Source organism: Photobacterium proteolyticum (assembly GCF_001939735.1).
GTDB classification, from domain to species: Bacteria; Pseudomonadota; Gammaproteobacteria; order Enterobacterales; family Vibrionaceae; genus Photobacterium; species Photobacterium proteolyticum.
Window position 1 is genome coordinate 1 of the sequence record NZ_MJIL01000050.1, and the last position, 11,082, is coordinate 11,082.

The window sequence follows — 11,082 nt, forward strand, 5'->3', positions numbered from 1 at the left end:
GAGGACCGGAGTGGACGAACCTCTGGTGTTCGGGTTGTGTCGCCAGACGCATTGCCCGGTAGCTAAGTTCGGAATCGATAAGCGCTGAAAGCATCTAAGCGCGAAGCGAGCCCTGAGATGAGTCATCCCTGATACTTTAAGTATCCTGAAGGGTTGTTGGAGACTACGACGTAGATAGGCAGGGTGTGTAAGCGCTGTGAGGCGTTGAGCTAACCTGTACTAATTGCCCGTGAGGCTTAACCATACAACACCCAAGGGGTTTTTANGGAATCGATAACCGCTGAAAGCATCTAAGCGGGAAGCGAGCCCTGAGATGAGTCATCCCTGATACTTTAAGTATCCTGAAGGGTTGTTGGAGACTACGACGTAGATAGGCAGGGTGTGTAAGCGCTGTGAGGCGTTGAGCTAACCTGTACTAATTGCCCGTGAGGCTTAACCATACAACACCCAAGGGGTTTTTTTGGACTCCACATACGCTTGAATGTAGCGTGAGAACACTAGTCAGATTTTCCCTGATTGTATCTTTCGTCAGAGACGTAAGATAAACAGAATTTGCTTGGCGACCATAGCATTATGGACCCACCTGATCCCATGCCGAACTCAGTAGTGAAACGTAATAGCGCCGATGGTAGTGTGGGGTCTCCCCATGTGAGAGTAGGACATCGCCAGGCTTCCAATTTAAGTTATCGCAGTGAACGTGCGGTGATTTGAGTGGAGCGGTAGTTCAGTTGGTTAGAATACCGGCCTGTCACGCCGGGGGTCGCGGGTTCGAGTCCCGTCCGCTCCGCCACTTATTAAGAAGCCTCGTCGAAAGACGGGGCTTTTTTACGTTCAAATTTTGTATCCTCAATACTGAGTGAAGCGGTAGTTCAGTTGGTTAGCCTATTAACCTTGAAAGCAGCGGCCTGTCACGCTGCCGAAGGCATTCGCGGGTTCGAGTCCCGCCGGAATGCCGGCCCAGCCGCTCCGCNACAAATACTAAGTTTACTTATTATTTGGCACAGTCAATTCGTTCTAACTTAGTTAGAACAATCAGTATTCATTGAGCCGTTACTTCGGTAACAACAAAACTTTAATTGAAGAGTTTGATCATGGCTCAGATTGAACGCTGGCGGCAGGCCTAACACATGCAAGTCGAGCGGCAGCGACATAGACAATCCTTCGGGTGCGCTTATGGGCGGCGAGCGGCGGACGGGTGAGTAATGCCTGGGAATATGCCCTGATGTGGGGGATAACCATTGGAAACGATGGCTAATNGTCGAAAGACGAGGCTTTTTTACGTTTGAAAATGTGTTCAACCTGCGGTTGAATGAGTTCCGGTCGATCGCGACCCCGGCCGCTCCGCCACTTCTTCGAAAGCCTCAGACTGCGCGTCCCGGCAGAAATGCTGAGGCTTTTTGCTATCTGCAGCATAGAGAAAGGACTCTCACGAGCCTACGGCTTGATTCCCACCGGAGTGCCGGCCCAGACTAGGCGTTCCCGCCATTTATTAGCACTTTCTAGCTTTCCCCGTCACAGTAATAATCCATGATTATTTACCCTTAATGAATGCTTTTTCATTGTTGTTTTTTTGTTCTTTGCTTTTATATGTGTCAATAGTGCGCATTGTTAGAGCAATTGCTCATATATATTTGATAAAGGCTCCGGATAAAGCGTTTTAGTGCCATTAATTTACCTTAAACTGTTGTTTTTATAATGATTGTGATAGTTTTCCTCGCTTTTGTCTTTATGTGTGCTGTTGCGCACTTTCATCAATTTGCAGATTAAGAATAACTATGCATAAAACTAAAAAAAGTTGGCTAGGTAGCGCAATTCTAAGCTTATTGCTTATCGGCTGTGGGGAAGGAAATGACACCGCAGGTAAGGGAGCTGTTGTGGACAACTCATTAGTGGTTAACAGTAAGTTTGCAGCCACTTATTTACAGACCATAGAGCAGGAACCATCGCAGCCAGCCCCAGTTGGTTACCAAGCGTCGGTCAAGCTGAAGAGTCAGGTTCAGGCTCTAAGCTACGATGGAAAGCTGGAGGTGACCAATATCCTGACCAAGGATAAACAAGTTTTCGACTGGCCTATGACCCAGAAACTGGATAGTGAGGGTAACGTCGAAACGGTTTCACACCGTGCACTGACGCTTAAGCCTGGCAGTTATGATTTTGTCTTGCTGCTGACTTCGAAAGATGGCAAACAGAGTCAATATATGGCTCAGGCGCTGGGTGAAGATGTGATTGATGGTAAAGCTCCCGAGATTGATTTTGTCCTACTGCCTAATTTGGGTGAGACCATCAGTGATTTTGAGCAGGTTCAATATGTCTCTACATTAAAGTTTTCGTGGCCAGCCGAAGATCTAGCTGCGTTGAGTCATCCGCAGTTTGGCTTGTCTATTAACGGTGAGGATGAGACGGTTTATACCATCAATAAAGAAACCGGTATCGCGGAGCTGATCATGAATGTTGAGCCGGGTGAGTATCAGCTGGCAATGCGCTTATATGATGGCGACCTGATGGTAGGTAAAAACGGCGAGCAGAATAATTCGGTGAATTTTGCTGAGGGAGAAGATGCCAAGATGGACGTGATTCCACTCCAGGCTGATGTAAACCTTAACCTTAGCCCGATGAAAGATCAGGGGCATTTTTCCTTTACGGTACCAGCCGAAGTGGTTAATGAAGTTGGCTCAGCCCACGAACTTGCACTGATTGTTCGACTCGGAGGGGACAATGTACCAGTTCAGGAGAAAGTGCTGACTATTCGTGATGAAAATGGCATCTACAAAGCAAGCGATTTGTTTGAAACGGGAGGTCAGGATCAGTTAACCGCTTATTTGGCATTCCATAAGGTGAGTGAGGCATCAGAACAATTTCGTTCAGTGCCGTTTGCCAGCTGTAATACCTCAATCAATGTTGCGCTTAACCAGACTCTGGGCTGCAAGCTTGAACTAAAACGCGAAAGCATCATGACAGGACGTGTACTGGGCACACTGATGCTGAATGTATTGGATCAGAACCAGCAGCCGGCTTTGGGCGTCAAGGTATACGTAGGTGATAAACTCATTGGCCTGACGGGAGAGCAATACAGTACAGGTTCGATCAAGGCACATTTGGTTGCCGGTGATTATACAGTTAAAGCTGCGGAAGGCGTACTCGAAGCGGCTGATATGATAACAATGAGTCCGTTAGCGGTTGAAAACAAGGTGCTGACCCTGCAGAAAGGTCCGAATGTTGGTGATGGAAAGTTTGTTTTGAAGCAGACTCTGACTGTCGGCCAGGGTGGTGATAATTATATTGATGCCAGTACATTGGTTGATTTCAATGGTGATGGTGCACTGGATGTCATTCTGGCTCCTCGCCGCAATGCAGAGCAAATTTTCCTAAATGATGGACAGGGGAACTTTGCCTTGTCTTCATTCTCCTCTGGTGATAATTCCACTATCCATAAAATTGCTGTTGATGATCTTAACGGCGATGGCAATGCGGATATCGTTCGTGCAACGGACGCAGGGGTACGCGTTTTCCTCAATGACGGAAAAGGAAATCTGACGGCGTCGAACCAGAAGCTAACGAACAAAAGCAGTGATTCTGTGGCTCTTGGTGATATTGACGGCGATGGCGATTTAGATATTGCTCTGATTGAAGAGTGGAGAGCTCCTCGGGTCTTTATCAATAACGGTTCGGGTTCTTTTGTCGATGAAAACGGTTTTTTGAGTGACCTCTCGGGGCAAAACAGCGCCAATGTTGTTCTTGCAGATGTTAATGGCAATAACAGCCTGGATATTATCTGGGCCGGTGGCGATCATAAGAATATGATTTTCTTCAATGACGGCAAAGGACGTTTTACCGATTCAGGTCAGAGACTTGGAACAAGCCAAAGTACAAGTACTAGCAAGCATTACGACGTAGCGGCGAATGACATGAATGGCGATGGCTATGTCGATTTGGTTATAACCAATGCTGACTTCCATGGCGTAGAGGAAGTCAATCAACTGTTTATCAATGATGGCAAAGGGCTGTTTGAGCTTTCCGATACTGATTTGGGGACCAACGGTAGAACGCCGGCCATTGCCGATATTGATAGCGATGGCGATTTAGATATTGTTATCGGTGGTAAGCCTAGCATTTATGTTAATGAAGGGGATCGATACTTTTCCCTATCAGGAGTCAATCAGTTGCCTTACGGAGCTGAGCAGCCTTTGCTTGGAGATGTTGATGGTGACGGAGATGTGGACTTGATGCTCAGAACAGGCCATAGCAGCCGGGTTATGACTAATCAGCCGTTGTAATAGGGCCTTCAGCGTAATCACTATGTCTAATGGCAGCTTCGGCTGCCATTGTTGTATCAACGACTTGTCATATAGCGGACACACCCATTTACAACTCTTTGAGCTAACTCATGGCCTGATACTTGTCATTGAGCAGGTACTTATGAGAGGGTTAGCGGCATGTTTTGCTGATGAGAGATTACCATGACATTTTTCTTTGAGCGGACGGAATCAGCCGACAAGGTGACCATTGTTCTGAAGCCGCACTCGCTTTATACCATGTTGCTGATGCTGGCAGCATGGCTGCTGAATGATTTGGTTCTGCAGTCTGCCCCTATTACTCAAATAATCATGCCTGTGTTTATTGTGTTTATGGTTATTCGCTTTTTCTCGCTTATCCGTGTGCAGAAAGAAGTACTCGTGGCCATGAAGCAAGGCCGAGTCAGCACCAGTGGCAGCAAGTTCTCTTTCACCAACCCATTTACTTATGTCATCAATAAGTAACCCATCGCATCATTGCTTTTGCTGATACCTCCCGCTCAGGATCTCTGGGCGGTTGCTATTGTGTCCCTTCAGGAAATAATCCCTTAATTCCACGCTGCTAATAGCTTTCAAAGGAACATGCATAATGGAAGTAGCCTCTGATACACAGATCTGGAGGCTGTTCGGCGTTTAACTGAGGGTATCTATGCACAAATTTAACTGGAAGCCGCTGCTGCTGGCATGCTTGATTGTCAGTATTGGCCAACTTAGCCTGGGATTGGTTTTTCCTTCACTGCCGTGGATCGCAAAGGATCTGGGAGTGAGCTCTGAGCAGGCACAGCTATTGGTTTCTGGTTATCTTTTGGGTTTTGGCCCTTCCCAGCTTATCTATGGCCCAATGTCAGATGTATTTGGCCGTCGTCCTGTTTTGCTTTCCGGGTTGCTTATCGCCTTGCTTGGACTGGCGTTGGCAGTGACGCATGCTGACTCGTTCAGCTGGTTATTGGCTGGGCGCTTTGTGCAAGGGCTTGGAGCCGGGAGTGTTGCTGTACTTGCCAGGGCGACGATAAGGGACAGTTACCTGAGTCATCATCTGGTCAAGGCGATGACCTGGGTCGCGATTGTCGCGGCGTTTACACCGATAGTGGCGCCGGTGATTGGTGGCTTGGTTAACCATTACTCGGGCTGGCTGGCGGTCTTTATATTATTGCTGGGCTATATCGCTGTGGTTTGGTTGGTGTTGCTGCTGACATTTAAGGAAACACTGAAGCTAACGTCGGCCCCTCAGTCCGTCAGTAAACTGGTCGTTTCCTATTTCTCCCTGATGCAGGAGCGGCATTTTCTTACCTTTGCCGGCCTTGGCTGGGTGAACTTTTCCTTAGTGGTCATTTCTATTTCCCTGATGCCCTTCATTATGCAGGTCCAGATTGGAATGACGTCGGATGAATATGCACTGTGGGCGATGGTCCCGGCTTTTGGGTTGCTGAGTGGCGGGATTGTATGCCAGCGGCTTCGTCCTGTGGTGGGCACCCAAAAGATGCTGCAGCTTGCGCCATTGCTCCATTTGCTTGCCGGAAGTGTTTTGATTCTGGCCCCGGTGGAGCCTGTCTGGATGAGTACGGGGCATTTTCTGTTGGCGATGGCCAACGGAATGGCGTTTCCTTGTGCTCAGTCGTTACTGCTGGTTCCTTACGGCAACAAGGCCGGTACCGTGTCAGCCTTGTCTGGTGCCTGTCAGATGGTATTTGCATCCTTGCTGAGTAGCTTTTTGCTTAAGCTCGGGATCAGTCAGGCCTGGCATCTTGGCTGTGTGATGCTGGTTGCCGCCGGTGTCGGGTTGATGCTGGTGTATGTCGGATCTCGCTCTGAAAGCGGGCGTGAAGCTGTGGCTGCCTTAAATTAATCTCGTCGATTGGGCTGGAATATGAGCCATACTTATCAGCAGAGTGAATTCCTCGTTGAGGCAGAAGACTATGCTGAGATTTATCTGTCTGGTTGTCGCTATTACCCTGACAGCTTGTGTCAGCCAGCGTGAACTTGAGCTATCACAGAATAAAGAGTGGGAGCAACTTGGAGCGTATCACGGCCAGCAAGGGTATCGGGAGTGGGATGAAAATCGCCTGAATAAGCAGGGAGCAATGACAGAAACCGAGTATGAGAAGTATCGTGCCGGTTATCTGCAGGGACGGTTTGAATACTGCAGCCAAAAGACAACGGTCAGTACCGTGCTCAATCAGGGCTATCCGGATGAGTGTAATGAAAATCAAGGTAGTTACGGTCTGATAGAGCGTGGCTATTAGCTTCATGAACTAACACGATAGATAGCAAAAAGGCTGCCGAGGCAGCCTTTTTGATGCTCAGACAACCTGATGAATTAGTTGTTGCTGTGCAGCTCGCTGTTTAGCTCAACGGCTGTTTTGTTAGTCAGGCATTCGATCTGACCTGTCACAGAGTTGCGGCGGAACAATAGGTCTGGCTTGCCAGCCAAGTCGCGGGCCTTAACCACTTCGACTTCCTTGCCTTGTGAATCAAGCATACGGACCTTTGAACCAGCAGTGACATACAGACCTGACTCAATGGTACAGCGATCACCCAGCGGGAAACCAAGACCGGCATTCGCGCCAAGCAAGCTGTTTTCACCAATAGAGACAACCACTTTACCGCCGCCGCTTAGGGTGCCCATGATTGAGGCACCACCACCGACGTCTGAGCCTTCACCAACCATGACACCAGCCGAGATACGGCCTTCAACCATGCTGACACCTGTAGTACCTGCATTGAAGTTAATGAAGCCTTCGTGCATGACAGTCGTACCTTCACCAACGTGGGCACCCAGGCGAACACGTGATGTATCAGCAATACGTACGCCGGCAGGCACGACGTAATCGACCATTTTCGGGAATTTATCGACACAGTCTACTGTCAGTACTTCGCCGTTTAGGCGCGCTTCGATCTGGCGATCGGCCAGCTCAGGGAGATCAATCGGGCCCTGGCTGGTCCATGCGATGTTATGCAGCAGGCCAAAAATGCCATCCAGCACAATGCCATGAGGCTTAACCAGGCGATTAGAGATAAGCTGTAGTTTCAGGAAACCTTCGGCAACGGAAGCCGGGGCTTCGTCGCTTGCAAGAATCACGATAACCAATGGCTGAGTTGATTGAGCAGCCTTTGCTGCGAACTGCGCACTTTTATCATCACCAGCAGCGGTGAAGGCTGCAGCCAGATCTGCGCACTGGGCTGGAGTTACCTCAATGGCCTGGTTGCCTTCCTTATAGTCAACAACAGCTGCCAGGGCAGTAACCAGCTCATCCGTTGGGTTAAGCACTGGTGTTGGAAAGAAAGCCTCGATAATTTTACCGTCGCGGTTTTTAGTCGCGGTACCTAGGGCAAGTGAAAAGCTGGCCATTAGTGATCGTTCTCCATGTAAAAGTTTTGAGCTCTGCGCTGCAATGCAGGCAGATTGTATACGATTGGAAACCATCATAATGACAGTTGGCATGATATTGAAGGGGGGAGCGGATAATCAGTGAAAAATGACGTAATTCTTGCCAAAGCCGGGCTATTAGCAGTGGTTAACTGGCTTTTTATGCATAAAAAAACCTCCAAAATGGAGGTTTATTCATGTAGAAGCCGCTGAAGGCAGAGATTAAGCTGCATCTTCCTGTGGCTGTTCGGCAACAGCTTCAGGTTTTGCTACTTTCTTCTTTGGTGCCGCTTTCTTTTTGGCCCCCAGTGCAATCAGTACTTCTTCACGCTTCTGTGCCAAGAACAGCGATAGCTCTTCTTGTTTGGCCTCATCTTCGAACAGTTCACTTTCGCCTAGCAAAGCAAACATCTCGTCAGCCATATCCAGCATCTTGTCGTATGCGTCGGCTTCGGACTTAGAGGTGAAAGTCATCTTTTCTTCTCCGTTGCGCTCAACCACATATTTGACGATAACAGCCATGGTCACCCTCTCCCGAAATTGATTTACTGGCTGTTTATACAGTAGCATAAAGGGCTATGTCCAGTGATAAGCGTGTTATTGTGATGGTGCGAGAAAAATTTACTCATATTTATGCCCGGGCAGCTGACAGAAAAGGTGGTGAGGCGGAGCTGGAAAGCTTGTTGGCCACCCCTCTAAGCGCGCAAGAGCTAAAGGGAATCTCAGATGATCGCTGGTTGTCAGCGTTCACCCAGAAGGTGTTTCAGTCCGGCATGAGCTGGAAAGTTGTCCGCAACAAGTGGCCAAACTTCGAAGAGGTTTTTTTCGGTTTTGATATCGAAAAAATGTTGCTGATGCCAACGGAGATGTGGGAGCGAAAAGCGACGGATCCGGCGATTATTCGCCACCTTGGCAAGGTTATGACAATTCCAGAAAATGCCCGCATGATCCATGATGCCGCGCTGGATCATTGTTCCTTTTCAGCAATGGTTGCCGATTGGCCTGCTGAGGACATTACCGGCTTATGGCGATACCTGAAGGCACACGGTAAGCGCCTTGGCGGCAATACCGGGCCGTATACATTGCGGATCATGGGTAAAGATACCTTTATTCTGAGCCATGATGTCGAAGCTTATCTGCGTAATATCGGGGTGATAGACGGTGGCCGCGATACCCGTAAATCGTTGCAGGCTACCCAGCAGGCCTTCAGTGAGTGGCAGCAGGAAAGTGGCCGTCCGTTGTGCCAGATCAGTCAGATCATTGCCTTTAGTCAGGGAGATAATCGTCTCTAAAGGCGATGACCCAGGGCCTTTTAATTCAGCGTCCAGCTCTGGCAGAAATCCAGGAACAGCTTGAGCAGTGGGCTCTGGTATTTTTCCCTGTGATAAAGTAGCCAGTATTGGCGGTGGGTATCGAGTGGCAAGTCGAGGATAGCCAGACGGTTATCCTTAACGGCATGCTCGACTGCCAGCCGTGACAGGCAGGTGATCCCAAGGCCTGCTGTTGCACAGTTAATGATGGCCTCGGTAGTGTTGAGCTCGAAGGCTTGCTGCCACTCCTCCAGCCTCGGTGCAATACGGTTGAGGAAAAACTCCCGTGTGCCCGATCCCGGTTCCCGTAAAATCCACTGTGAGTGTTCCAGATCCGACAAACTTAGATTGCCTATCTTGGTCAGGGGGTGATCAGGATGGCATGCTACCACCATTTCATCGTCCAGCCAGGGCTGAACCACCAGATCGGACTGCTGCACCTTGCCTTCGACCAGGCCGATATCGAGTTCGAATTCACTCAGCATGTGGCAGATTTGGGCGGTATTGGAAATAAACAGGGATTGATCATCGTGCTTGCTGTGGTGGCGAAAATCGCGGAGCAAAAAAGGGGTGATTTGATTGCCGACCGTATCGCTTGAGCCGATTTTTAGTTTTCCGCTAATCGGGCCGGCATGGTCAAACAGTAGCTCAATGTCATCGCTACGGGCCAGCAGTTCGTCGGCCAGGGGAAGCAGGCGCTTTCCCTGCTCGTTGATGATCAGACGGTTGTTATTGCGATCAAAGAGCCTGTGTCCCAGGTGTTTTTCAAGCTCGGACAGTGCCATGCTGACTGCCGGTTTGGAGAGAAACAGTTTTTCGGCGGCCGCCGTGATGGTTCGCTCCTGGGCAACGGTGATGAAGACTCTGAGCTGTTTGAGTGCAATGTTCATAGTTACCCCTTTTTGTTCAGTGATTCTTAAAGCTAGTTTAAAAACATTCAAATATTCCAAACAACAAAGATTATATACACTCACAGGGTGTTCCGAAAAGAGTGTTTCTGCCGACAAGAAATGGCAGGAAACGGAGTGGGTAAGATGATTAAGGCAACGAAGAAAAAAGTCGCAGGTGCGCCGACCCCAATGGCTGGGCTGGCATTGGGTATCGGCAGTCTTGGATGGTGCTGGGAAAATGCTGCCGATCTTGATGGGAGTGGGCAGGTTGCCGGCGCGGCCATTGCCTCGGTATTATTGCTGGTCCTGATAGCGAAGTTCGTTCTTCACCCTAAATTACTATGGCAAGATCTGACCCACCATGTGGTCGGTAGCGTGGTACCTACCTTTGCAATGGCATTGATGGTGGTGTCAAAAGCGGTCGGTATGTATGCCCCGTATCCGGCTCAGGCACTGTGGTTATTTGCGGTGATATTGCACCTCATTTTTCTGGTGTTGTTTGTCTACCATCGCGCGGTTGAGTTCAGGCTTCACCATATGGTACCCAGCTGGTTTGTACCGCCTATCGGTATTATCGTAGCGGATGTGGCTTTTCCCGGTGGTGCGCTGCGTCCTCTGGCCGAGGGATTGTTGGTCTTTGGTATGGGGGTGTACGCGGTAATGCTGCCGATTATGGTCTATCGTTTGATTTTTAGCCATGAGATCCCAGATGCAGCCAAACCGACGATTGCGATAATGGCCGCCCCTGCCAGCCTTTCTCTTGCCGGTTACCTGACCGTGGAGCAAAACCCGTCGCCAGTGATCATTGCGTTACTGGCTGGCATCGCGGTACTGATGACGTTTGTTATCTACGTCGCGTTTTTCCGGCTGCTGCGGCTCGATTTCAGCCCGGGTTATGCTGCCTTTACTTTCCCGATGGTTATCGGCGCAACAGCATTGTTCAAAACCGCAGCCTGGATGGCCGCTAACGGCGTAGCGGCCGAATATGTTAATCAGGTTTCCCTGCTCGCTACGGTTGAACTGTATGTATCAACGGCGGTTGTGTCCTATGTCGCACTCCGTTATTTAGCCTACTACCGCCCGATAACCAAACTGTTCAACCTGCAGCCGCAGGAGGGATAAAGAGCATTTAATCAATCTTTGATGTGAGTCGCTTGCCTGGATTGTTCGCCCTGGAAATGGCGGATAACCGGGCCTTTTTCGTTTGCAGCAAGTAGCCTATT

10 protein-coding genes, 1 tRNA gene and 2 rRNA genes are annotated in these 11,082 nt (G+C 49.3%); 9 read left to right on the forward strand and 4 right to left on the reverse strand.

The window, feature by feature from the left end; all coding sequences use genetic code 11:
- The 3 genes from BIT28_RS29785 to BIT28_RS05680 all read left to right on the forward strand — a co-directional run.
- Positions 1–244: ribosomal RNA gene (locus BIT28_RS29785) — 23S ribosomal RNA — on the forward strand; the annotation flags it as partial.
- 311 nt (positions 245–555) lie between these two features.
- Positions 556–671, forward strand: a 5S ribosomal RNA gene (gene rrf / locus BIT28_RS05675).
- Between the two features lie 42 nt (positions 672–713).
- Positions 714–790, forward strand: a tRNA-Asp gene (locus BIT28_RS05680).
- Between the two features lie 229 nt (positions 791–1,019).
- Here BIT28_RS05680 and BIT28_RS29790 read toward each other — a convergent pair.
- Positions 1,020–1,256, reverse strand: a 237-nt coding sequence (locus BIT28_RS29790; protein WP_217696619.1) for a hypothetical protein, incomplete at its 5' end; no start/stop codon positions are given.
- A gap of 618 nt (positions 1,257–1,874) precedes the next feature.
- Here BIT28_RS29790 and BIT28_RS05685 point away from each other — a divergent pair.
- The 4 genes from BIT28_RS05685 to BIT28_RS05700 all read left to right on the forward strand — a co-directional run bounded on the left by BIT28_RS05685 (position 1,875) and on the right by BIT28_RS05700 (position 6,535).
- Positions 1,875–4,274, forward strand: coding sequence for an FG-GAP repeat domain-containing protein (locus BIT28_RS05685; protein WP_175577494.1), 2,400 nt, complete (start codon positions 1,875–1,877; stop codon positions 4,272–4,274).
- Between the two features lie 183 nt (positions 4,275–4,457).
- A complete protein-coding gene (locus tag BIT28_RS05690; protein ID WP_075762677.1) occupies positions 4,458–4,757 on the forward strand; it encodes a hypothetical protein in 300 nt (99 codons plus the stop codon).
- 184 nt (positions 4,758–4,941) lie between these two features.
- Entirely contained in the window at positions 4,942–6,138 is a 1,197-nt protein-coding gene (locus BIT28_RS05695) for an MFS transporter (RefSeq protein ID WP_075762678.1), read from the forward strand.
- A gap of 70 nt (positions 6,139–6,208) precedes the next feature.
- The gene (locus tag BIT28_RS05700; RefSeq protein WP_075762679.1) at positions 6,209–6,535 is read left to right on the forward strand and encodes a DUF2799 domain-containing protein; all 327 of its coding nucleotides are present in this window, start codon (positions 6,209–6,211) and stop codon (positions 6,533–6,535) included.
- A gap of 74 nt (positions 6,536–6,609) precedes the next feature.
- On the opposite strand, the gene dapD is transcribed toward BIT28_RS05700, so the two are convergent.
- Together dapD and BIT28_RS05710 are read right to left on the reverse strand one after the other, a co-directional pair.
- Positions 6,610–7,641, reverse strand: coding sequence for a 2,3,4,5-tetrahydropyridine-2,6-dicarboxylate N-succinyltransferase (dapD, locus tag BIT28_RS05705; RefSeq protein WP_075762680.1), 1,032 nt, complete (start codon positions 7,639–7,641; stop codon positions 6,610–6,612).
- Between the two features lie 240 nt (positions 7,642–7,881).
- Complete coding sequence (locus BIT28_RS05710; RefSeq protein ID WP_075762681.1) at positions 7,882–8,181, reverse strand: YebG family protein; 300 nt, start codon at positions 8,179–8,181, stop codon at positions 7,882–7,884.
- Between the two features lie 83 nt (positions 8,182–8,264).
- Between BIT28_RS05710 and BIT28_RS05715 the strand changes: the two genes are divergently transcribed.
- Positions 8,265–8,951, forward strand: coding sequence for a DNA-3-methyladenine glycosylase I (locus BIT28_RS05715; protein WP_075762751.1), 687 nt, complete (start codon positions 8,265–8,267; stop codon positions 8,949–8,951).
- A gap of 20 nt (positions 8,952–8,971) precedes the next feature.
- Here the strand turns inward: BIT28_RS05715 and BIT28_RS05720 are convergent, their stop codons facing one another.
- The gene (locus BIT28_RS05720) at positions 8,972–9,859 is read right to left on the reverse strand and encodes a LysR substrate-binding domain-containing protein (RefSeq protein WP_075762682.1); all 888 of its coding nucleotides are present in this window, start codon (positions 9,857–9,859) and stop codon (positions 8,972–8,974) included.
- A gap of 144 nt (positions 9,860–10,003) precedes the next feature.
- On the opposite strand from BIT28_RS05720, the gene BIT28_RS05725 reads away from it, so the two are divergent.
- On the forward strand, positions 10,004–10,981 hold the full coding sequence (locus BIT28_RS05725; RefSeq protein WP_075762683.1) for a TDT family transporter: 978 nt from the start codon (positions 10,004–10,006) through the stop codon (positions 10,979–10,981).
- Positions 10,982–11,082: the final 101 nt, after the last annotated feature.